Source organism: Emticicia sp. W12TSBA100-4, from assembly GCF_040253585.1.
In the GTDB taxonomy this organism is placed as follows: Bacteria; Bacteroidota; Bacteroidia; order Cytophagales; family Spirosomataceae; genus Emticicia.
The window spans coordinates 113,559-136,552 of sequence record NZ_JBELAU010000011.1 but is presented as its reverse complement, the minus strand read 5'-3'; the positions used below and the strand labels follow the sequence as shown (position 1 = coordinate 136,552).

Annotated in this window: 19 protein-coding genes and 1 pseudogene; 6 read left to right on the top strand and 14 right to left on the bottom strand. The window is 37.0% G+C overall.

Annotation, left to right across the window (positions count from 1 at the left end; all coding sequences use genetic code 11):
- Positions 1-12 precede the first annotated feature (12 nt).
- Positions 13-1,503 carry a glycosyltransferase family 39 protein gene (locus ABR854_RS17500; protein WP_350266957.1) on the bottom strand — a complete coding sequence of 497 codons (1,491 nt, stop codon included), beginning with the start codon at positions 1,501-1,503 and terminating at the stop codon, positions 13-15.
- 253 nt (positions 1,504-1,756) lie between these two features.
- Between ABR854_RS17500 and ABR854_RS17495 the strand changes: the two genes are divergently transcribed.
- From ABR854_RS17495 to ABR854_RS17480, 4 genes are all read left to right on the top strand, one after another.
- Positions 1,757-2,737 carry a VWA domain-containing protein gene (locus tag ABR854_RS17495; RefSeq protein WP_350266956.1) on the top strand — a complete coding sequence of 327 codons (981 nt, stop codon included), beginning with the start codon at positions 1,757-1,759 and terminating at the stop codon, positions 2,735-2,737.
- A 2-nt stretch (positions 2,738-2,739) separates the two neighbouring features.
- Positions 2,740-3,408, top strand: a complete 669-nt coding sequence (locus ABR854_RS17490) for a tetratricopeptide repeat protein (protein WP_350266954.1) — start codon at positions 2,740-2,742, stop codon at positions 3,406-3,408.
- Between the two features lie 74 nt (positions 3,409-3,482).
- The gene (locus ABR854_RS17485) at positions 3,483-4,454 is read left to right on the top strand and encodes a phosphoribosylaminoimidazolesuccinocarboxamide synthase (protein ID WP_350266953.1); all 972 of its coding nucleotides are present in this window, start codon (positions 3,483-3,485) and stop codon (positions 4,452-4,454) included.
- Between the two features lie 41 nt (positions 4,455-4,495).
- Entirely contained in the window at positions 4,496-5,014 is a 519-nt protein-coding gene (locus ABR854_RS17480) for a protein kinase family protein (protein WP_350266951.1), read from the top strand.
- Positions 5,015-5,095: 81 nt separating this feature from the next.
- Here ABR854_RS17480 and ABR854_RS17475 read toward each other — a convergent pair whose 3' ends face one another.
- The 3 genes from ABR854_RS17475 to gltB form a co-directional block, all read right to left on the bottom strand.
- Positions 5,096-7,426, bottom strand: a complete 2,331-nt coding sequence (locus ABR854_RS17475; protein ID WP_350266949.1) for a ChbG/HpnK family deacetylase — start codon at positions 7,424-7,426, stop codon at positions 5,096-5,098.
- 163 nt (positions 7,427-7,589) lie between these two features.
- Positions 7,590-9,095: a glutamate synthase subunit beta gene (locus ABR854_RS17470; RefSeq protein WP_350266947.1), complete on the bottom strand. Its 1,506-nt coding sequence runs from the start codon at positions 9,093-9,095 to the stop codon at positions 7,590-7,592.
- Between the two features lie 119 nt (positions 9,096-9,214).
- A complete protein-coding gene (gene gltB, locus ABR854_RS17465) occupies positions 9,215-13,786 on the bottom strand; it encodes a glutamate synthase large subunit (RefSeq protein WP_350266945.1) in 4,572 nt (1,523 codons plus the stop codon).
- Positions 13,787-14,293: 507 nt separating this feature from the next.
- Here gltB and ABR854_RS17460 point away from each other — a divergent pair.
- Both ABR854_RS17460 and ABR854_RS17455 read left to right on the top strand, forming a co-directional pair.
- The gene (locus tag ABR854_RS17460; RefSeq protein ID WP_350266943.1) at positions 14,294-14,908 is read left to right on the top strand and encodes a glycosyl hydrolase 108 family protein; all 615 of its coding nucleotides are present in this window, start codon (positions 14,294-14,296) and stop codon (positions 14,906-14,908) included.
- A gap of 251 nt (positions 14,909-15,159) precedes the next feature.
- Positions 15,160-15,762 carry a lysozyme family protein gene (locus ABR854_RS17455; protein WP_350266942.1) on the top strand — a complete coding sequence of 201 codons (603 nt, stop codon included), beginning with the start codon at positions 15,160-15,162 and terminating at the stop codon, positions 15,760-15,762.
- Between the two features lie 105 nt (positions 15,763-15,867).
- Here ABR854_RS17455 and ABR854_RS17450 read toward each other — a convergent pair whose 3' ends face one another.
- The 10 genes and pseudogenes from ABR854_RS17450 to ABR854_RS17405 all read right to left on the bottom strand — a co-directional run bounded on the left by ABR854_RS17450 (position 15,868) and on the right by ABR854_RS17405 (position 22,773).
- Positions 15,868-16,437 carry an oxidoreductase C-terminal domain-containing protein gene (locus tag ABR854_RS17450; RefSeq protein WP_350267197.1) on the bottom strand — a complete coding sequence of 190 codons (570 nt, stop codon included), beginning with the start codon at positions 16,435-16,437 and terminating at the stop codon, positions 15,868-15,870.
- A complete protein-coding gene (locus ABR854_RS17445) occupies positions 16,412-17,062 on the bottom strand; it encodes an NAD(P)/FAD-dependent oxidoreductase (protein ID WP_350266940.1) in 651 nt (216 codons plus the stop codon). The genes ABR854_RS17450 and ABR854_RS17445 overlap by 26 nt, the downstream gene beginning before the upstream one ends.
- 68 nt (positions 17,063-17,130) lie before the next feature.
- Positions 17,131-17,394, bottom strand: a complete 264-nt coding sequence (locus ABR854_RS17440) for a 2Fe-2S iron-sulfur cluster-binding protein (protein ID WP_350266938.1) — start codon at positions 17,392-17,394, stop codon at positions 17,131-17,133.
- 27 nt (positions 17,395-17,421) lie between these two features.
- Positions 17,422-18,168 (bottom strand): SDR family NAD(P)-dependent oxidoreductase, encoded by a 747-nt coding sequence (locus ABR854_RS17435; protein WP_350266936.1) that lies wholly within the window; start codon positions 18,166-18,168, stop codon positions 17,422-17,424.
- Entirely contained in the window at positions 18,165-18,752 is a 588-nt protein-coding gene (locus tag ABR854_RS17430; RefSeq protein WP_350266934.1) for an HD domain-containing protein, read from the bottom strand. Before ABR854_RS17430 ends, ABR854_RS17435 begins: the two co-directional genes overlap by 4 nt.
- 1 nt (position 18,753) lies before the next feature.
- A complete protein-coding gene (locus ABR854_RS17425; protein WP_350267195.1) occupies positions 18,754-19,380 on the bottom strand; it encodes an aldehyde dehydrogenase family protein in 627 nt (208 codons plus the stop codon).
- Between the two features lie 14 nt (positions 19,381-19,394).
- Positions 19,395-19,559, bottom strand: coding sequence for a PEP/pyruvate-binding domain-containing protein (locus ABR854_RS17420; protein WP_350266932.1), 165 nt, complete (start codon positions 19,557-19,559; stop codon positions 19,395-19,397).
- A 26-nt stretch (positions 19,560-19,585) separates the two neighbouring features.
- Positions 19,586-19,939 (bottom strand): annotated as a pseudogene (locus ABR854_RS17415) (PEP/pyruvate-binding domain-containing protein).
- Between the two features lie 155 nt (positions 19,940-20,094).
- Positions 20,095-21,330, bottom strand: coding sequence for a cytochrome P450 (locus tag ABR854_RS17410; RefSeq protein WP_350266931.1), 1,236 nt, complete (start codon positions 21,328-21,330; stop codon positions 20,095-20,097).
- 87 nt (positions 21,331-21,417) lie between these two features.
- Positions 21,418-22,773: an AfsR/SARP family transcriptional regulator gene (locus ABR854_RS17405; RefSeq protein WP_350267194.1), complete on the bottom strand. Its 1,356-nt coding sequence runs from the start codon at positions 22,771-22,773 to the stop codon at positions 21,418-21,420.
- Positions 22,774-22,994: the final 221 nt, after the last annotated feature.

The window sequence follows — 22,994 nt, the reverse complement described above, 5'->3', positions numbered from 1 at the left end:
TTGATATATCTATTATTTTGTAGATTTTCTATGCCAAAGTTTGATAAAAAGTACTGAATCGGTTTCAACCGTGAAATTTTTATTTAATTCCTGACGTAATTTGTCAAGAGCAATCTTATTTTCTGGAGTATTTACTTTTGAACTATCATCAATTACTGTAGAGCGAAACCCAAAGATTACTAATTTTAAGGTTGTATCTTGCAACGATTTTTCATACACATCAGTGTGTGTTTTGATATAATCACTCGTTTGCATTTCGGTATTGATAAAAGGAACATTTGGATAGCGATGTGAATGAAAATAAAATAACGAACCGAAATCAATTAATAATGCTTTATCGCCAGTTTTTAAATTTCTATTAACGGTACTTTCATACGTTTTTTCAATGGCAAAGTCATCAATTTTAGCCAAGCGTTGCACTACTTCTCGTCGAGTTACAAAAGTAATAGTCAAAACTAAGATCGATAGTCCACCTATTGCCAAATAAACTCGATTAAGTTTTTGTTCATAAATTTTGCTAAAATGAGTATAAACCATTGCAATTACGACCGAAAAGAAAGGAGCTGCAGGGTAAAAATAATGGGATGCTTGACTTTTCATTAGTGAAACCAAAGAGAATATCCCAAAAAACAACGATATCATAAAAGTCGTATTGTTCCAGTATTTCGATTTATCTTTAACGCTAAGTGCTAAAACAATACTCACAATAGTTAGTAAAATAAACCAGAAAGTCTTAATTAGAAGTTTTTTAAGAAAAATAGTGTGAGCAGGATATGAACCAAATGGATAAATATAAGACCAATAAATGTGTTGGTCGAGGCGATTTAGCTGATAGAAGTATAGGATAGATAAAAGCAGTGGTACTGCAAAACCTGCCAATATCAAAGTGCCTTTTTGAGTTATTTGCCAAAAAGTAGTTTTTTTAATAAAAAAACACTCATAAAACAAATAGATACCTGCTCCTGCTATATAAAACATTGCAATGCTTTTGAAAGTCATAGCAATTCCTAATATTACTCCTCCAATAAACCAATCTGAATTTTTGTTTTTTGCTAAAAAATATAGTGACCATATTGCCAATATCGCAATCGGAGCTTCTGGTTCGAGGAAATTGATTTCCATGAAAAAGCAACAAAGCAATGATAGCAATGCACTAATAAAAGCTGTTTGGGTGTGTTTGGTTAGTTTATTGGTAACAACATAGCTCGAAAGACCAATCCCGATAAACTCAAGGACAATTAAAATAGTAACAGTAAAATGTGTAAAATTTCCACCCAGTAGATTTATGCTTTTTTGTACAAAAACATACCAAAACCATGATTTGGAAGGGATAAAATCATACATCTGATAGCCATCATTGAGTGAACGGCCAATTACCAGATATTCTAAAGCATCGTAACCAAAGCCAGAATTATAAGAAAAAAGACCAAAAACAGGCGTAATAAGAAATAATACGCCCAAATGTAGCAATGTATTTTTGTTTGTTGTTTTGATAGACTGCAATTATTTAGTGGCAACTTTGTGGTCAAATATTGTATTAAATCAAGATTGATTAACAACCTTTACTGCAAAAATAGCAAAAATCATTGGGATTCTAAACCTTAAATCTGATACTTAATCTTGCTCTGTGTTTAATCAAAAAAACTAAATGGTGCTTTCTGACTAAATTGACGGATATTCAGAAAAGCAATAAAAAATGATTTTCTTACCTTAAATTCAAAATTAGCCGATTTTTGCTTGGGGTTCTCGCCAAACAATGATAATTTTAAGCATGAATTGGATAAAGCCACTTACGATAGTCGAATTTGTCTTCATTGGCATTTTTTTGTTGGTTTATGCCACCTACTTTATACGCTTATATTTGGTGGCTCGTCGTCTTGGCACAACTGCTCGTTCGGTTATCATTAAATTTATTATCAGAGGTATTTACTTGGGTTTGTGCATACTTGGTTTGCTTGGACCAAGTTTTGGAGTGAATGAAATTGAAGCACAGGCAACGGGTAAAGATATTTTTCTGGTTTTTGATTTATCTCGCTCAATGGACGCTATTGATATTGAACCTTCGAGATTGGAAAAAACTAAATTTGAGATTACCAAAAACTTAGATTTGCTTAAATCAGATAGGGTCGGACTAATTGTTTTTTCTTCTGATGCTTACACACATACACCTCTAACATTTGACCGAGACGCAATCAAATTATTTATACAAAAACTGAATACAAATCTTTTTTTACAGAATGGGACAGATTTGAATGCCGCATTTTCTCTTATTTTGAAAAAGTTTCAATCGAGTCATACACTAAATAGCCGAAAAACTAAAGTAATCGTTTTGATTTCTGATGGTGAAGATTTTGGTAAGATTGACCCGACGGTGATTTTTGAATTGAAGAAAAATAAGATAAATCTGCTAACACTTGGTGTAGGAACACCACAAGGAGGGCTTATTCGAGATGGACTTGAGTTCAAAAAAGATAAAGAAGGGAAAGAGGTTATATCAAAACTCAATACAGCTTATCTTATTAATCTCACCAAATCGTTGAATGGCAAGTATTTTCAGTTGACTAACCAAGTAAATGGTGTTTCGGATTTATTAAAAGAAGCCGATAAAGTTGAAAGTAATTGGGTTGATACTCGCAAAATGACAGTAGCCAACAATAAATACTATTATTTTGTGATTTTGGCTTTAATTCTGATGATAATTGATATTTTATTTACCGTTCGGACAATTAAAATTTAAGTATGAATATTTGGTTTTTTTATATAATCCTTCTTTTTCTAAATCTGCGTTCTTTGACGAATGTTTCTCAAAGAAACGCTCTAAAATTAGAAGCAGGTAAGGCATTCTATAAAAAAGATTATTCGTTGGCTACAAAAAAGTATGAAGCATTGGCCAATATTTCATATAATTTAGAGCCAGAGGCTCGCTTAAATTTGGCTCATGCCTACTTCAATATTAATGATACCACACGGGCTTTAGAAGAATACAAAAAGTTAGTTCGATTGAATGATGTAGGTATTTCGACATCTGCAATGATTCAGGTTGGTGTGATTGAAACCATGTTAGGTGATAGTAGTGGGGCAATGAATTTGTTCAGAGTTGCATTGCAGAATGATAATGATAATAAAATTGCAAGATATAATTATGAGTTATTGAGAAAAAAACTCCCACAATCGCCACCGAAAAACAATCAAGAACAGACATCAGATAGCGATCGCCAATCTAACAATGGCGGAGAAACTGAAAAATCGGAAGAGAAAAGAGATGAGTTGAACTCGACAACTCCTGAGAAAATGAGTAAAGAGAAGGCCTTACAGATTTTGGAAAGCATGAAAGCAACAGAGCTTCAATATGCTCAACAGCATAAACAGAAATCAGAGAAAAGTAAGAAAATAGAGAAAGATTGGTAGAAGCAGTGCAAGTTTTTAGATTAGTATATTAAATAAAAAAAGATTGCCATCAAGCAAATAAATTTTACAACAGAATGACTCAAATTTCAGATGGCGGTGTTTTGAATGCCGCAGTAAAAGAAACAAATTTTAATTTTGAAGGACAAACCGCTTTCTATCGTGGAAAAGTGCGTGATGTATATGATTTTGGCGATAAAGTAGTAATGGTAGCATCAGATAGAATTTCGGCTTTTGATGTGGTTTTACCTCGACCAATTCCTTTTAAAGGGCAAGTTTTAAACCAGATCGCAGCTAAATTTCTTACGGCAACCAAAGATATTGTTCCTAATTGGCTTTTGGCATCACCTGACCCAAATGTTTCTATCGGAGTTCGTTGTGAAACTTTCCCTGTTGAAATGGTTGTACGTTGCTATTTAGTTGGTCATGCTTGGCGAACTTATAAAAGTGGTTTACGTACACTTTGCGGCGTGACTTTGCCAGAAGGATTGAAGGAAAACGATAAATTTCCAACACCAATCATTACACCTACAACTAAAGCCCATGAAGGACACGACGAAGATATTTCTCGTGAAGATATTATCGCAAAAGGCTTAGTTTCGGAAGAAAAATATAATCAACTCGAAAAATATGCATTGGCATTATTTGAAAGGGGAACAGAAATGGCTGCCGAAAGAGGATTAATTTTGGTTGATACAAAATATGAATTTGGTGAAAAAGATGGTGTAATATATTTAATTGATGAAGTTCATACACCAGATTCTTCAAGATATTTTTTCATTGAAGGGTATGAAGAAAATTTAGCTGCCAATCTTCCACAAAAACAATTATCAAAAGAATTTGTGCGTGAATGGCTCATTGCTAATAATTTTCAAGGAAAAGAAGGACAAACTGTTCCAGAAATGACAGATGAAAAAGTGCTTGAAATTTCAAATCGTTACATTGAGCTATACGAAAATGTTTCGGGAGAAAAATTCGTTGCTCAATCAGGCGAAGATGTAATTGGACGAATAGAAGGAAATATTAAAAACTATTTTGGTATAAATTAATAATTCTATGGACTTGTGGTCTATAGTCCAATGACCAATACATGAAATATCCAAGAAGATTATCGTCAGGTGCAAACAATACCGTAATCGTTTTATCGGATACGGAGGTTGCTAAACTGTTTACGGATGATACTCGCTCGGATATTGGTTCGGAGGCTGAAAAAATGAAATTTGCCAATTCGGTCAACGATTTGGTTGCAAAATTCATCCGATTAGATTTTCAAGAAGATTTACAGGCAGAAATGTTGGTCATGGAACGAATTAAACCTATTGATTATCGAGCTTTCGAGGTTGAAATTCGTGAATTATGGTTTGAAGTTTTTGAGTCTGAACTAACTGAATTACACAAAGCTGGTTTCGTACATCGTGACCTCAAACGACCATCAAATATTGGTGGCTTAGCATTCGATAATATCCTATTAACCGAAACAGGTTTACGCTTAATTGATGTTGGAATCTCTGCCTTAAAAAGACAAGTTGGAAATAAAATTTATGAAAAATATGTAGAAATTGAGTTGCAAGAAATAGCCCTATTTAAAGAGTATTTCTTGAATAGATAAAAAACAAAGCCCTTTTCTAATTTTGCGAAGGGCTTTATTTATGTGATTTTCTGAGACTTAAACCAATTTACTTGCCAGCTACTACTTCAAAACATCTTTATAACTCACCAACTGTATACCGTTTTTGATAATTGCTTCCTTTACTTTATCGCTTGTAAAAATAAAGGTTACATCTTGTCGGCCTTGTGCAACATCTTCATAACCAATGTGATGAATGGCTCTTAATTCATCATTATCAATTCCTGGATGTTCTACAAAAACATAAGTTTTGCCTTCTTCCAACTTATCAAGCATCGCAATAAAACCATCAATTCGCTGCTCGGTAGTTTTTTTGTTGAAATCAAAACCGATATAATTGATTCCAAAATCTTTGACTGATTCTACATCAACCATTTTTAGATTAAATTCTTTGGCTACTCTTTTTGCCATTTCTTTTACCTCAGGCGTAAAACCTGTACTTCCCATGTGACCAGAAATATGACTCAATCTTGGAATATATTTCAAAGCCATTTTTATTTGGGCTACTAATTCTTTTTCAAGATCTTCAATTTTCCAAGCATTATCCAAAATTGCCTGATTCGGATAATTATTATTGTGATAAAGCATCGGATAAAAATACCCATCGGCATTTCTGATGCTTGGACAGTCGGTCAATGGTCGCCATTTTACATTATCCCATTCACTGGTTATTGCAAAATGAAGTCCGACATCAGCTTTTGGGTTTTCGGCTAACATTTTCACCGCTTCTGGAAACCACGGCGATGGCACAATCACCTCAATAGAAGTCTGAATTCCTTCTTTGAAACATTTTATCAAGGCTTCGTTACCCGAATGTGAATAACCCATATCATCACCTCTAACAATTAACTTAGCTGGGTTTGCTACATTATTGACCATTACACCTTTAAAAAACTCTCTTTTTCGGTTATTTTTATTGAAAATATTTTTGATATCAACAATAATTCGGTCATCATCGAAGCTGCAAAGAATGGTTTCGGTGTGTGGACTTTCGATGTATCTGAGTGTCAGTTCAAGGGTTTTGTCATCTTGCCAAGTATAACTACCAGCAACTTTAAAAGGCGATAAACCAACACGATTAAATTTACCTGCCGCCACAAGATAAGGACCAAACTTGGTAGTTTCACTATTTACCCACTTCCCAAAGCCAAATGGAATCGTATGTGCTACCGAATCCGTTTTCAACGTAACATTCAAAACCTCATTCTTGAAATCAAAACTGATTGTTTGAAGCGATTTAGATTTTGAAATCAGACCGAAGGTTTTGCCAGAAAACTTACTTTCGCTCGCACTTGCTTTTGTTTCAAATAGTAGAGCTAATGAGGCAATTCTTTGTTTAAGTTCGGCTTGTTTTTTTGCATTTGTAGGAAGTTTTTTGTCGTTGAGGGCAGGCAGGATATGCTTCCAAATTAGATTTATTTCTGATTGCATATCGGGAGCTTCAGCGGTTGTGATAATTACGGCATCTTTTTCCGGTAAAACGATGATAAACTGTCCGTTTGCTCCATCAGCACGATAGCCATTATTTCTGCAACGCCACATTTGATAACAATAACCCTGTATCCAATCACTTGAATCTTTTTGAGCTTGTGTGGCGGTTGGATTTTGCATGATTTTCATACTCGTAGCTTCTTCAACCCACGAAGCAGGTAGAATCTGTTTTCCTTTCCAAGTACCTTTTTGTAAGAATAGTTGTCCAAATTTGGCCATATCTTCGGTTTTTACTCGTAAACCCCAACCGCCAGTATTTATGTTATTTGGACTAATTTCCCAGTCAATATTTTCGATTCCGAGAGGAGCAAAGAGTCTTGGTTGCAAGTAATCAATGATTTTTTGCCCAGTTACTTTCTGCACAATGGCAGAAAGCATATACGTAGCCCCCGAATTATACAAAAACTTACTACCAGGTTGATTGACAATCGGAGTGCTTAAAAACTCTTTCACCCAATTGTCAGAAACAATAATACCTTGATTTTCTTTGGCATGACCAACACTCATGCTTAGTAAATCTTTTACTTTCAATTCTGCCAAATATGGGCTAATATTTATAGGTAAATCATTTGGAAAAAAGGAAATGACATTATCTTCGACCGACAACTTTTTCTCAGAAACAGCAAATCCAACTGCCGTGGCTGTGAAACTTTTACTTACCGAATACATTGTGTGTTTTAAATCACTTCGGTATGGGTTCCACCAACTTTCGGCAACTACTTTTCCGTGGCGAATCAACATAAAACTATGAAATTCATGCTTGCTTTTTGAGGCCGCATCAAGAAAATTTAGGATTCCTTCTGACGAAACACCTTCGGCTTCGGGAGTGCTACGAGGTAGTGAAGTGTTTTTTTGAGCAAATAAAATTGTACTCCAAAAGAGGAGAAAAAGAATCTTTTTCATAGTTGAGATTGAGGTTGAATAGGAGGGTTATTTTACTCAAAGTTAAACAATTTTCCATCAAAAAAGCCATCCTTGAAACTCAAGAATGGCTTTTTATATCTAAAAACTAAGATTTAACTATTGATTTGAAGATTCGTGCAAATTCGTAAATCGTAATTTGAACTTATGCTCCTGAATAAGCTGGTGAAATCATTGATACTGCTTTTGCTTCAAGAAGCGTTTCGCCCATCAAGAATTCATCCACTTTTCTTGCACATTCACGTCCTTCTGAAATTGCCCAAACAACCAATGATTGTCCACGACGCATATCACCAGCGGCAAATACTTTCGCATTTGAAGTTTGATAATTTGGTGCTTTCACGTTTTTACGCTCGTCAACTTCAACTTCCAACTGCTCAAGTAAATCTTGTTGAGGATTCAAGAAACCCGCGGCAATTAAAGCTAACTCACAAGGAATTTCACGTTCATTCATTTCAACTTTTGTTCCGTTGAAAAAAGCCGATTCTGAAATCAAGATTCCTTTCAAATTACCGTTTTCATCACCAATAAATTCTTTTACGTTGATGCTAAACAAACGCTCGCAACCTTCTTCGTGAGACGTTGACGTACGTTTTGTTAAAGGCCAGTTTGGCCAAGGAGTCGCTTCTGCACGAACTTGATAAAATGGTTGTTTTTTATCATCAATGCTCGGCTCAGGCATTACTTCCACTTGCGTGATAGTTTTTGCTTTATGGCGGTTCGATGTTCCAACGCAGTCAGAACCCGTATCACCACCACCAATTACCACTACATTTTTGTCAGTTGCAAAAATTTCACCGTTTTGATAAGCCTCTCCTTTATGGTCATTTACTCTTTCAATACCAGCCACACGTTTATTTTGTTGGCTCAAAAACTCCATTGCAGGATAAATACCTTTCAATTCTTTGCCTTTGATATCAATCATACGTGGTACTGTTGAACCTCCTGAAAGTACAATTGCATCAAAATCTCTGAGAATATCGCTTGATTTTACATTAAAACCAACGTTTGCATTCGTAATGAAAGTGATTCCTTCTTCTTTCATCACTTCAACACGACGGCGGACAACTGATTTATCGAGTTTAAAATCAGGAATTCCATATCGTACTAAACCTCCGATTTCGTCGGCACGTTCAAAAACTGTTACTAAATGTCCTGCTTTGTTTAGTTGAGAGGCAGCCGCCAAACCCGCAGGGCCAGAGCCTACTACGGCAACTTTCTTACCCGTGCGTTTTTTTGGAATGTTAGGTTTAACCCAACCATTGGCGTAAGCACGTTCGATAATTGATTTTTCGATGTATTCGATAGCCACAGGTGGCTTATTTATACCTAAAACACAAGATGCTTCGCAAGGAGCTGGACAAATACGACCCGTAAATTCAGGGAAATTATTGGTCGAACTTAAAATTTGATAAGCATATTCCCAGTTTTCTTCATAAACTGCATCATTAAATTCAGGAATAATATTTCCAAGTGGACAACCATTATGACAAAATGGTACACCACAGTCCATGCAACGTGCAGCCTGTTTACGAGAATTCTCATCTTCGGCTGGCATTTCAACTTCATTATAATCCAATCTACGTTCTTCAACAGCTCGCTTATTGGCCAATTCTCTTTGAAATTCTAAGAAACCAGTAGGTTTTCCCATTGTTTTATAGTGATTTTGTTATATAGTTTGTAGGTTACTGGCAATGGTTGTTTTGTCAATAACCTAATACTAAATGCTCTGTTAATAATTAAATTAAAACACAATTACGGAGATTGGTCTTACGCCATAACTTTCTCAGCTTCTGCTTTTTTCTTTCTTTCCAACAAAACTCGTTTGTAGTCAGTTGGGAATACTTTTACAAAGTTTGAGATTTCATTATTGAAATTAGCCAAGATACGTCCTGCTACTTCACTCTTAGTCTCCTTCAAGTGTTTTTCGATGAATGATTTCAACATTTCGGCATCTTCGGCATCAACTGTTTCTAAACCAACCATTTCCTTGTTGCATTTTGCTTCAAAAGTTTTGTTTGGATTATAAACAAATGCGATACCACCACTCATACCTGCAGCAAAGTTACGTCCTGTTTCGCCCAGAATAATAGCTAAACCACCAGTCATGTACTCTAAACCATGGTCGCCAATTCCTTCAACAACTACTTTTGCTCCCGAATTTCTTACGCAGAAACGCTCTCCAGCCATACCGTTAATGTAGGCTTCTCCCGATGTTGCACCATAAAACGCAACGTTTCCGATAATCATGTTTTCTTCGGCTTTGAAAGTCGCTTTTCTATCTGGATAAACAACTAATTCAGCACCGCAAAGGCCTTTTCCGAAGTAGTCATTAGAATCTCCTTCAAGTTCGAGTTTCAAACCTTTTGTTGAGAATGCTCCAAACGATTGTCCAGCCGTACCTCTGTATTTATAATGGATTGTGCTGTAAGGTAAACCTTCCCCTGCATAAACTTTCGAGATTTCGTTGGAAGTCATTGCTCCAATCGAACGGTTCAAGTTATTGACTACATATTCTGCTTCAACTTCTGCTCTGTTTTTAATAGCTGGTTGAGCATCTTCCATCATTTTCCAATCAAGTACTTGCGAAATACCGTGGTCTTGCTCCTCTTGTTTGTATTGAGCAACATCCAATGTAGTTGGTTCTTTGAAAAGTATGCCAGAAAGGTCAATTTTTTTGTATTTCCAGTGAGCTACGTCATCACGTTTTTCAAGCATTTGCGACTGACCAACCATTTCGTTGATAGTACGGAAGCCCAATTCTGCCATGATTTCACGCAATTCCATTGCCAAGTATGTAAACATATTTACAACATGCTCTGGTTTTCCGCTGAACATCGCACGGAGTTCCTTGTTTTGAGTAGCTACACCAACTGGACAAGTATTTAAGTGACACTTACGCATCATGATACATCCTACTGCTACTAACGCAGCCGTAGCAACACCGAATTCTTCAGCACCCAAAAGAGCTGCAATCGCAATATCACGACCTGTACGAAGTTGTCCATCAGCTTGTACCGTAATTCTACCACGCAATTTATTTTTAACCAAAGTTTGGTGTGCTTCAGCTAAACCTAACTCCCACGGTAAACCAGCGTGACGGATTGATGATAACGGAGATGCTCCTGTTCCTCCATCATGTCCTGCAATCAATACAACGTCTGCGTGTGCTTTTGCAACACCTGCTGCTACTGTCCCAACACCTGCTTCAGATACTAATTTTACTGAGATACGAGCATCACGGTTTGAGTTTTTCAAGTCATAAATCAATTGTGCTAAATCTTCAATTGAATAAATATCGTGGTGAGGTGGTGGTGAAATTAAACCAACACCCGGCGTACTATGACGCACACGACCAATCCAATCATCCACTTTGTGGCCTGGAAGCTGTCCACCTTCACCAGGTTTTGCACCTTGAGCCATTTTGATTTGTAGTTCTTTTGCATTGGTTAAGTAATGACTTGTTACCCCGAAACGTCCAGAAGCTACTTGTTTGATTGATGAACTCAGATTATCGCCGTTTTTGTCTAACTCATAACGAATTTCATCTTCGCCACCTTCACCTGAGTTTGAGCGACCACCAATACGGTTCATCGCAATGGCTAAGGTGGTATGAGCTTCCCACGAAATTGAACCAAACGACATTGCACCCGTGGCAAAACGCTTGAAAATGCTTTCGATTGGCTCTACTTCTTCCAAAGGAATTGAATTTCCTTTTTTGAAACGAAGTAATCCACGAAGCGTCAGAGCATCTTTGGTTTGGTCGTTGATAAGTTTTGAATATTGCTTGAAAATCTGATAGCCTTTGTCTAAATCTTTTTCACCAACACGCCCTGATTGTTGTAAAAGGTGAATTGATTGAGGGTTAAACATGTGACGTTCGCCACGTTGTTTCCATTGATAAACGCCTCCAACCTCAAGTCTTTTTACCGATTCTTGTGGGATTTCTGGGAATGCTACACGGTGTCTAACGAAGGCCTCTTTAGCAATTTCTGCCAAGCCCATGCCACTGATACGTGAGATTGTTCCAGTAAAATATTTATCAATAACCTGCTTATTTAGACCGATACATTCAAAAATTTGAGCTCCTTGATAAGATTGTAAAGTAGAAATTCCCATTTTTGAGAAAATCTTCAACAATTCTTTATCTACTGCTTTGATGTAATTTTTGTTAAGTGTATAATCGTCAAATTCGCCTTCGATTAAGCCTTTTTTATTCATCCAAGAAAGAGTCTCGAATGCCATGTAAGGGCAAATTCCCGACGCACCGTAACCGATTAACGTAGCAAAATGATGCGTTTCCCAAATATCGCCTGCTTCCACCAAGATTCCCGCCTTTCCACGAATACCTTTTCTGATGAGGTGATGGTGAATAGCCGCAGTTGCCAAAAGCGATGGGATAGGAGCATGGTCAGAGTCGATTGCACGGTCAGAAAGAATTAAGATTTCAAAACCATCTTCAATGGCATCTTCGGCGTAGCGGCAGATTCTTTCCAAACCAAACTCTAAAGCTTTGCCAATATCTTCGGCTCTTGAATTAAAGTAAGTATTGATAGTTTTTGCTTGGAAACCTTTGTAATCAACAAAGCGAAGTTTATCAAATTCTTCGATTGTTAAAACGGGTTGGTCAAGTTGAACTAATCGACAGTGTGCTGGCGATTCATTCAATATATTTTCATTGGCTCCTACAAAAGAAATCAATGACATGATAGAACGCTCACGGATTGAGTCAATCGGTGGGTTGGTTACTTGAGCAAATAATTGTTTGAAATAATATGATAAATGCTGACTTTGGTCAGAAAGTATTGCCAGTGGTGTATCAACTCCCATCGAACCAATTGCTTCCATACCCGATTGTGCCATCGGGGCCAAAATCATACGTAAATCTTCTGATGTAAATCCAAAAGTGATTTGGCGTTTCAACAAAGTTTCTTCGCTGTATTGTTGATACGGACGAATCGACTTTGGTAGTTCTTCGGTTTTGATTTTATTTTCATCCAACCATTCTTGGTACGGTTGACGTGAACAAATATCTGCTTTTACTTCTTCGTCTGGAATGATACGGCCTTGCTCCATATCAACCACAAACATTTTTCCTGGTTGTAAACGACCCTTTGAAACCACTTTTTCTTGGTCGATGTCGAGAACACCCGCTTCCGAGGCCATGATAACAGTATCATCATTCAAAACCCAGTAGCGAGACGGACGAAGACCATTTCTATCAAGTGTTGCACCCACCATTTTACCATCAGTAAATGAGATTGAAGCTGGGCCATCCCATGGCTCCATGATGGCAGCATGATATTCGTAAAATGCTTTTCTTTGCTCGTCCATCGCATCGTTGCCGTCCCATGCTTCTGGAACAAGCATCATCATTACGTGGGGTAATGAGCGACCTGATAGATAAAGTAATTCGATTACATTATCCAATTGAGCTGAATCTGAATTTCCTGCATCACAGATTGGTAAAATCAAGTCCATTTCTTCTTTTGTGAAGAATTCAGAAACGAAAGATTTTTCTCCTGCACGAATCCAGTTTACGTTTCCTTTTACAGTATTGATTTCTCCATTGTGGGCAATAAAGCGGAATGGTTGTGCCAATTTCCAAGAAGGGAAAGTATTGGTTGAGAAACGAGAGTGAATAACTGCAAATGCTGAAGTTACTGCCTCATTATGCAAATCAGGGAAGTAATATTTTAGTTGCTCGGTAGTCAATTGCCCTTTGTAGGAGATTGTTCTACACGAAAGCGAAGAGAAGTAAAAGTGTTCTTTTGCTCCTACTACTGCTTCACGAATGACACGAGAAGCATATTGGCGGAGAATATATAATTTACGTTCAAAATCAAGTTCATTCGTGATATCAACTGGGCGTTTGATGAAAACTTGCTCAACATTTGGCTCAACAGATGCCGAACCTTCACCCAAAATATCACCTTTAGTTTCTACAACACGATAGCCGAGTAGTTCTAAACCTAATTTTTCAATTTTACGGTTTAGAATATCACGACATTCTTCACGTTCGGTTTTATCCATCGGGAAGAAAATCATACCTACGCCATACTCACCAACAGCAGGCAGATGAAAGTTAAGTTTATTACATTCATCTAAGAAAAACTCGTGAGGGATTTGGAGTAAAATACCCGCACCGTCACCAGTATTAGGGTCGCAACCACATGCACCACGGTGGTCCATGCGTTCGAGCATTTTAATCGCATCGGCTACAATTCCGTGCGACTTGCGTCCTTTCAAATGAGCCCTAAAGCCAATTCCACAAGCATCATGCTCAAATTCTGAGCGATATAGGCCTTGTTGTTGCTCTGTAACCTGTTCAGTTTCAGTCATCGTACTAATATAATAGTGATTGGAAATTGTACCAACACGGAACATGATTCCGAGTGTGATTTTGTTGTATTAAATGTATAAATCATAGACCTATATAATCTTTTGTAACGTATATGAAGAACGTAGATTTATGATAAATACATTGCAATATAATACCAAATATATTTGGCATAACAACATTTAAACCAAATTTTCTTTCTTCAATAAAAAATACTTGTTTTAACAACAAATATTATGAGAAAAATACAACGGATAGTACAATAAATGACATGAAAATAGGTATTTGTCACTAAATATTATCGGATGTAACAAGGTGCTGTTTTTGGCAAAATATTGGTAATTAAGATGTTAGGCAAGCAGAGTAATATTGGATATTTTTTAGAATCAAGAATTTTACTTGTGGAAGAATTTATATAACTATTAGAAGAGATTTGGTGTGTTTTACTACTAAATTGCTGATAATCAATAATTTATGTTTATTTTTGTGCTTCACCATCAAAATCAGTTATGATTATTCAAAAAAGTAAATTATTCACAACACTTCTTTTAATCTTTTCTTTTCAATTATTATCTGCCGCTTCATTCGACAAATACTTCCCGAAACTAATTAAGTTTGAAGGCCTTGGGTACGGAATTCACCAGCCAATTTGGGGGAAGAAACCTTTCACAAAAAACGAAGCATATTCAATTTATAAAAAGCATTATTGGGACAAATACAACGCTTCGATGTTTAAAAGTCAGGGCGTAGCCGAAGTGCTAATTGACCAGCTAATCAATGCAGGCGTGGGTAAAGAATGTGTCAATATCAAAGCTTTCGAGGCTATTATTGGCGTTAAACAAGATGGTTATCTGTCGCTCAGTGATATTAAAAAAGCAAATAGTTTTAAATCTCCAGAGGAAATTATCAACCCATTTGTTAATTATCGCCTACATTATTATAACAGTCGAGCTAATGTAAAAAAATATAGAGGTTGGATAACTCGTGCAAAAAGTTTTTATCGCAAAACAAAAGATGGCAATTTATTGGCCAACTATCTGATTTTACCAAAAATGTTGATGAAAGAAGAAGAGTCAGTTATTGCTGAATACGAAACCGAAGAGATTTTAGTTACCAATGAATAAAATCCGAGTACGTGAAAATACTATCAGTCATAAAACTATCGTTCTATTGACTGATAGTATTTTTTGTTTACAGCAAAAATTTTGCCACCATGAAATCTCATTTGTTGCTTAAATACTACCGTTAAATAAATATTTCAATAAACTACTGATAATAAGCCTATTATTAAACTCTACCTTTTTTAGTCCCAATTTTATTATTAAGCGGTATAATTTTTGCTATTGAATATACTGTCTGGAAAAAATACATTACGATGAACCTTAGAAAAATTACGCTCACCTTGCTGGTAATCAGCTTGTTGTCTGCTATTTGTGTAGTTTATGTCAATCAAGCTGCCTCATTTAATAAATATGCTCCAAAGTTATTGAGATTTGAAGGAGAAGGCTACGGCATCCATAAACCGATTTGGGGCGATAAAATCTTCACTAAAGAAGAAGCTCTTTATATTCATCGTCATCATTATTGGAATCGTTTTTTGGGAAATCATTTTAAAAGCCAAGAAGTTGCCGAAGTATTGATTGACCACCTCATTAATGCGGGTGAAGGAAAGGAAAACCGAAATATTAAGGCTTTTGAAAAGGTAATTGGTGTGCCACAAAATGGTGTTTTGACAATGAGCGATGTAAAAGCAGCCAATGATTTTGAGTACCCTGAAGATATTGTAAATCCTTATGTGGAATACCGTTTGCGTTATTATCGCTCAAGAAAAGATGCAAAAGTAAACAAAGGTTGGTTTAAAAGAGCCAAATCGTTTTATATGAAAGAATCTGAAAGAGAAGAAGAAGATAATATTGTAGAAGATTATATTGTAGTGCCGAAAAATCAACCGCACAATATTGTTGAAGATATAAAATAATACACGAAACTCTTACCCGATAAACTCTTCCATAGAAATGCCTCGTGAGTGAAAATTCAAAACCCTTCTCTTTGAAAAAAGTGAAGGGTTGAAGAGGGTTTAAACTTACACGATTTCGTTTAGATTGAAATCTGTACCTACAAGTTGTTCATTGTTAGGTGAAATTTTAGCTGTCAATAATTTACGAGCATTCAAATGTTCGGCGGCTTTGTTGAGCGAATCTACTGCTATCAATTGCTCATTTTTAAAATAATAGACCGAAAACTTCCCCGAATTCACATCGCCACGTAGGATATATCTATCAAATCCAGTTGAAATGCCTGCCATTTGTAATTTTAGATGGTATTGAAAAGTCCAAAACCACGGAACAGTAATATATGGCTCTGATTTACCCAAAATATGGTTGACTGCCACTTTTGCTTGGTCAACTGCATTTTGAACGGATTCGAGGCGAATATTTTTCTGGGCAAAAATATTAAAATGATTCGCACAGTCGCCGATGGCATAAATATTTGAGAGGGAAGTTTGTTGAAATTCATTCACCAAAATTCCATTTTCACATTTAATGCCTGCTTCAGCAGCTAAACTAATTGCTGGAATTACGCCAATACCTGCCAAAATCAAATCAGCTTTTATACTTTTGCCACATTTAGTCCTGATACTTTTTCCTTGAATGGACTCTATAAAAGTATTGAGTAATATTTCTACACCATTTTGTTGGTGTGTTTCTTGTTTCTTGGAAAACTTCCGAAATAATAGCAGGTAGAACCCTTTCCATTAAACGACTTTGGGCTTCTATGACACTTACTTTTTTGCCTTTTTCTTGTGCCAAAGCGGCCAATTCGAGTCCAATAAAACCTCCTCCTATGATGGCTACTTTTTCGGCAGTTTTGAGTTTTTGTTCAATCAATTTAGCATCGGAAAGTGTGCGTAAATACAATATTTCAGCATCTTCGATGTTAAGTTTTCTATTATTTGCACCAGTTGCCAAGATTAGATGCGAATATTCAATCGTCTGACCATCAATGGTTTGAATCGAATTGTTATTGGGGTTGATTTCTGAAATTTTTACCCCCAGTTTCAAGTCGATTTGATTGCTTGAATAATAGTTTTCCGAGCGAAAAATAATAGCTTCGGCCGATTGCTTGCCTTGCAAATATCCTTTTGAGAGTGGTGGTTTTTGATAAGGTAAGTCATTTTCTTCGGAGATTAGTGTAATTTCTCCTTCAAAACCTTCTTCACGCAAAGAAACCGCAGCTTGAACGCCTGCGTGTCCCGCACCGATGATGACTACTTTCATGGTCTAAGAATTTATTGCTTTTCAGGAACTCTTACAATAATACCATCCATTGCTTTCGATACTCGAACTTAGCAACCCAAACGACTATTGCTTTGGCGTGGAGCATTGGCAGCTTCGAGCATTTCGTTTTCTTCTTCTTCCATTTCGGGCAATAAATCAAGAAATTGTTCATCGACATAAATATGGCAAGTTGCACACATACACGAGCCACCACATTCGGCAATGATTCCCTTTACATCATTCTGAATTGCACCTTCCATGATGGTTGCACCCATTGGTAAATCAACTTGGTGTTCAGTTCCGTTATTTTCGATATACGTTATTTTAGGCATGATTTTGATTTAAAAATGAGGGTTTTGTTATATAAATTGTTTTCCGCCATCGACTACAATTGTTTGTCCCGTGACGAAATCGGAGGCCGATGAAGCTAAATATAGAGCCGTGCCAACAATGTCTTCGGCAGAAGATGGGCGTTTGATTGCTCCTCGGTCAACGCCATATTTTTGTGCATTTTCCATTAACGAAAGGCTGGCATCGGTCAATGTAAAACCTGGAGCAATGGTGTTAACATTGATATTAAAATCGCCAACTTCTTTGGCCATTGAGCGAGTAAAACCAATGACACCGCCCTTGGATGCCACATAGTGTGACCATTGTGGCGAACCACTCATCACGGTTGCCGACGAAATATTGATTATTTTACCAAAACTGGCGGCTTTCATGTACGGAAAAACTGCTTTTGAAACCATCCAAACTCCTTTGAGATTGACATTCATGACCAAATCCCATTCCGATTCACTGATTTCATAAAATGGTTTTCGTTGAATGGTGGCGTAAATGGCGGCATTATTTATTAAAATGTCAATTTTTCCAAATTGCTCAAGGACTTTGGTCGCCATTGCTTGAGTTGAGGTTTCGTTGGCAACATCAACCTCGATGGCTATGGCATTTTCTCCGATTTCGTTGGCAGTTTCGGTTGCTCCATAGAAATTTTTATCGCAAATAGCTATTTTGGCACCTTCTTTGGCAAAAGCAAGGGCAAACGCTTTTCCGAGTCCACCCGCAGCACCTGTGATGATTACTACTTTATCTGTTAAATCCATCATAAAAACGTTCGTAGATTAAGGTTCAACTTTGCCGTTTCGAGAAATATTTCTGCTTGTTTTTGACCAAAATCAGTTAAAAAAGTGGGCAAAACAAAGTTTTCAAGAATATCCAATACTTCATTTTGTTCGATTTCAAACCATTCGCCAATTATTCGATTACCGTGTGGTGTATAACGCCAAAGTTTATCAGCATCTTTGTGTATCGAATCTTCGAGTGAACGGGCATTTTTGGTGGTATCATGCCCGTCGATTAAGGCAACGATTTTTTCTATTTGTTGATTATCGAACCCCAAATTAGGTAATTCTTTTTTTGCAATTGCAACACTTTCGAGTTCATGTTGTCGGGTTAATTCTGGGTATTTATTGTTTGGCCCAAAAGCGTGTAAAATTTTATCTTTGGGAATTTTCGACCAACCTGTATCGTGTAATAAAATGGCTGGCAAAACAATATCAGCATTGGCTTCTGGGTAGTTCTCCAATAGTTTTTGAGCCAACATGTACGAAAACAGCGTATGTTCGTCATTATTTCTGACATTGAGGTGCTTTTTGGCAATTTTCCAAATGGATTGGTCTTGGCTTCTCATGTCAATAATTCAAATAAATTGTTTTCAATTCGGTGTAGGCTTCAATACCGTATCTACCTTTTTCTCGGCCGATTCCACTTTGTTTAACACCTCCAAATGGCACATCGTGATAAGAACGATGAATGTTATTTATCCAAACAGAACCAGCTTCTAAAGATTCTGCCATGCGAAGAGCGACACTTAAATTTTCGGAAAAAACATAAGCTGCCAAACCATATTCGGAGTTATTGGCAAGGGCGGTGGCTTCTTCATTTGTTTTGAACGGCATCACGCCAATCACGGGTCCGAATGTTTCTTCTGTCATAATTTTCATTGTATGATTGGTGTCAGCAATGATGGTAGGAGGGAAGAACCAGCCTTTATCATAGTGTTCGCCAGTTAATCTTGCACCGCCAGTTTTTACAGCTGCTCCTTTTTCGAGTGCATCGGCTACTTGAATTTCGCTATTTTGATAGATTTTTTGATTCACCAAAGGCCCCATATCACAGCCCGAAAATGGTTCACCAATTTTAAGTTTTTGAGCTATTTCGACCATTCTATCAGTAAATTGAGCATAGATTGACTCGTGGATATAAACCCGATTTACTCTGTAACAGAATTGTCCGCTGTTGGCAAAACCATGACGCACAATGGCTGCTGCTGCTATTTCAAGATTGGCATCTTGGCAAACAATAGCTGGCGATTGAGTGTCATGGCAACGCCTGCGGTGCGTGTATTGACCATTTTTTGAATAACTACGCACATCGAAAGTTCATCTTCGGCAATATTTTGGTCTTTGCGGTAGTTGATGGCTCTTGATGTGAACAAACTTGCCCAACATTTACGGACGTGTTCTAAAACCCCTTTTCACCAACAATCCAAAGGTAAGTATCTTGTTGACCCGCAAAACTGGCATCGGGAAGGTCTTCGGCGGTTGCACTCGAACGCACCGCAACTGGTAGATTATTTTGATGATTACAAAGCAAGCATAGCTCATCATACGATTGCTTTATTTGGTTCTGTACTTCTGCTGGAATGTCCATTTTCATAAACATTTCCCTGATTTTTGTAGAAGTTTTATCTAAATCATCCACTTGGTTAAAATCAATAGAACCAACTAATTCTAAAATTTCGTTTTTTTAACCAGATTCCGATAAAAAATGTTCGTAAGCGTGAGTAGTGATGCAAAAACCTACTGGAACTGGCATATTTGCTACACTCATACTTGCTAAACTCGCTCCTTTACCACCTAAAAATTGATAATCGGATGGCTCAGATTTATTAAAAAACAGGGTATATTTCATTTTGAAGTACGTTATATAAAGTTCGAATGATGGTTCTTTTTTTGTGCAGACTTATCTATTTACCACTTAACTTCCAGTGCTACTGGAGCTCTAAACGAAGTATTGTGAGCGAATTCAAAAGTTTGGTCGGGTGTAAGTTTTAGGTTTGGTAAGCGTTTGGTGAGTTCTTCCAACACAACTTTCGATTCGAGTTTTGCGAGTGGAGCTCCTAAACAAAAATGGATTCCGCTGCCCATCGAAAGGTGTTGATTGGCATTTTTGCGTTCAATATCAAAACTTTCGCCATTTTCAAACTGAGCTTCATCTCTATTTCCCGAACCCATTATCAACAAAATATTTGAACCTGCGGGAATTGTTATACCACCGATTGTTGCCTCTTCGGTAGAGCGTCTTCGCCACGAAACGATTGAAGGACTGTATCGTAAAATCTCTTCAACGGCATTCGGAATCATTTCTGGATTTTGGCACAAAGTTTCCCAACTTTTGCGATGAATAAGTAATTCTCTAATGCCATTTCCAATCAAGGAAGTGGTTGTTTCATGGCCTGCAAATAAGGCACTATAACACATTGCCGCAATTTCACGGTCAGTTATTTCGTAACCTTCTGCTTGATAACGTACCAAATCGCCTGGCAAGTCATCGGTTGGATTTTCTTTTCTTTGAGCTACCAATGCTTGGCAATAATTCCAGTATTTTACTAAATTTTGGGCATGAGTCAATTGTTCATCTTCCGATAAATCGCCCCAAGTGAGCAAAAGGCGACTTTCTGCCCAACTTTTTACTTGTTGCACATCTTCGTTCGGAACGCCTAAAAGCATAAAAATTACGTAGGCTGGTAAATCATAAGCCAAATCTTTGATGATATTGGTTTTGCCTTTGTGCGAAAAATCTTCAATCATAGATACCGCCAAATCTCTGATACGAGGCTCCAATTTTTTAAAGCGGCTCATGTTAAAAGCAATACTCACGATGCGGCGAATGCGAGTATGGTCAGGCGGGATACGGCCCGATAGCCCCGAAAGACCAACTAATCCACCTTCATCCATCAACGCTTTTGCTTTTGGAGCAATCGTTTTGAAGGGAGATTGGGCATTTTCGGAAGTAAACACTTTCCAATTACCAAAAATATCTTTAATATCTTGAAAGCGAGTGACAACATAGTAGCCCAGTTCTTCATTAAAGAAAATCGGTTCTTCTTCTCGAGCTTGTTTGTAAACAGGAAAAGGATTCGTGAGGTCAAAAGGTTTATAGGCTTCACTTGCTTTATGAAATGGGCATCCAACCGCAGCATTCATCTTCGTAGATTTTATTGGTTTAATTTGATTGTGAAGCAAATCTGAAAAACAAATCTTTGGTTTTTCTTTGGTTTTTTTAGGAGTATTTTAATTTTTTCTTGAAAGATTCAAATATAATTTTCTCATGTCTTCGGAAGGCTGCCCCAAGTTGAATTTCTTGAGTGATTCGCAATAAATGCGGTATTGACGATGAAGGGCATCGAATCGCTGAGATTCGGCTAATGCTATAAGTTTTTCACGGTGAACAGGTTCGAGGCTCGGGTCTTCAGCTAAGACTTTGTCGCAATACTTAATTGCTAAAGATAAATTTCCGAGTTGGCGATTGATATTGGCAAGGCTATAAAGTAATTTGTGATACATTTCTTTGTACCAATAACGCTTGCTCCAAAGCCAATCATTTTCGTTATTATCAATGTATTTTTGTGGAATATCACTGAATAAATCTCCACTATAAAGTCTTTCTGCCGACTCATAGCAGATTTTTACTTGTTCCAAATTATTCTCTTTGAGGTGTTCGTTTCCTTTGGCACAAAGCTCTTGAAACATGGGTAAATCGACCCAACTATCATAAGGTAAACGCAAGAAATAATTTGAACCTTGATGCACAATAAACGAAGATTTTTGCTTTTGTGGTCCTTCCAAAACAATTCTTAAATAGCGAATAGCGTGATAAAGTCGGTTAAGCCTTTGCTCAGTACTATCCGAATCTGGCCAAAGTAAATCGGCCAATTCTTCGCCACTTGCTCCTTTTTCACCTCTTATGAGTAAGAAGGCAAAGATTGTTTTGAGTTTTCGAGTAGAGCCAGCTTTGGTATTCCAGTCGATAAGTTCGCCGTTTTCACGATGGATGCGTAATTCTCCCAAGAAACGTATTTTCCAGCGTCCTTCGGAGGTTTGTGCTACTTGTGTCTGAATCGTTTTTTCGAGTGGATATTGATTGTTCTCGTCTTGATTTTCTTCTTTTTTTGTATTGAGTTGTTCGTGCCAAGCGGGGTAAATATTGCCAAGCCAATGATTAAATCTTAGTTTTACTTGGTTTTTTCGAATAATTGTAGGCGGCAAATAGTATGGGTTTGCTACTTTTCCATCGGGTGTGTAAATAAACGGATGAGAATTTAAGCAAAGCATTAATTGCTCGTCAAGCAATATTGATTCGTTATACAAGCAAATAATAGTTATAGGTGTTTTTTCGAGAAATAGCTGAAATGCTTCGTGTAATTCTCGCAAATAAATATCACCTGAAGGTGTCCGTACTGCCCAAGTCATTTCGAGAAAAATCACTAAATCATGGGTTGGAAACACCTTGATTTTGTATGACAACGCTTCAATGACAGGTTTGGCTCGAACTACTTGCTCTCTAAGAAAAAAATCATGCGTACTGAGTATTTCAATTGAATTAGTAAGATTCTCTTCAAGATTTAACTTCGATTTTGCTTCCGAAATGCTATGTTCATCAACAACATAAATGGAGTTTTGGAATTTTTTAAAGTGTATTTTTTACCTCCTTCCAAAGTTCAGATTTATTATTGAAGAAATATCCGATGTAGTTTTTTTGTTGTAAGTCCATTCAGCTAATCTATAAAGATGGACTAATTTAGAGTATTTATTTCCTCGTTTCCTAATATTTATTGCAAAATAAGAATAGATGAGTAGGGGTTTACTGA

Bases quoted from the DNA above. Each gene is read 5' to 3' on its own strand.
- ABR854_RS17495 (WP_350266956.1), top strand. From the start codon at position 1,757: ATGATAATTTTAAGCATGAATTGGATAAAGCCACTTACGATAGTCGAA.
- ABR854_RS17490 (WP_350266954.1), top strand. From the start codon at position 2,740: ATGAATATTTGGTTTTTTTATATAATCCTTCTTTTTCTAAATCTGCGT.
- ABR854_RS17485 (WP_350266953.1), top strand. From the start codon at position 3,483: ATGACTCAAATTTCAGATGGCGGTGTTTTGAATGCCGCAGTAAAAGAA.
- ABR854_RS17480 (WP_350266951.1), top strand. From the start codon at position 4,496: ATGAAATATCCAAGAAGATTATCGTCAGGTGCAAACAATACCGTAATC.
- ABR854_RS17475 (WP_350266949.1), bottom strand. From the start codon at position 7,426: ATGAAAAAGATTCTTTTTCTCCTCTTTTGGAGTACAATTTTATTTGCT.
- ABR854_RS17470 (WP_350266947.1), bottom strand. From the start codon at position 9,095: ATGGGAAAACCTACTGGTTTCTTAGAATTTCAAAGAGAATTGGCCAAT.
- gltB (WP_350266945.1), bottom strand. From the start codon at position 13,786: ATGACTGAAACTGAACAGGTTACAGAGCAACAACAAGGCCTATATCGC.
- ABR854_RS17460 (WP_350266943.1), top strand. From the start codon at position 14,294: ATGATTATTCAAAAAAGTAAATTATTCACAACACTTCTTTTAATCTTT.
- ABR854_RS17455 (WP_350266942.1), top strand. From the start codon at position 15,160: ATGAACCTTAGAAAAATTACGCTCACCTTGCTGGTAATCAGCTTGTTG.
- ABR854_RS17445 (WP_350266940.1), bottom strand. From the start codon at position 17,062: ATGAAAGTAGTCATCATCGGTGCGGGACACGCAGGCGTTCAAGCTGCG.
- ABR854_RS17440 (WP_350266938.1), bottom strand. From the start codon at position 17,394: ATGCCTAAAATAACGTATATCGAAAATAACGGAACTGAACACCAAGTT.
- ABR854_RS17435 (WP_350266936.1), bottom strand. From the start codon at position 18,168: ATGATGGATTTAACAGATAAAGTAGTAATCATCACAGGTGCTGCGGGT.
- ABR854_RS17430 (WP_350266934.1), bottom strand. From the start codon at position 18,752: ATGAGAAGCCAAGACCAATCCATTTGGAAAATTGCCAAAAAGCACCTC.
- ABR854_RS17410 (WP_350266931.1), bottom strand. From the start codon at position 21,330: ATGAATGCTGCGGTTGGATGCCCATTTCATAAAGCAAGTGAAGCCTAT.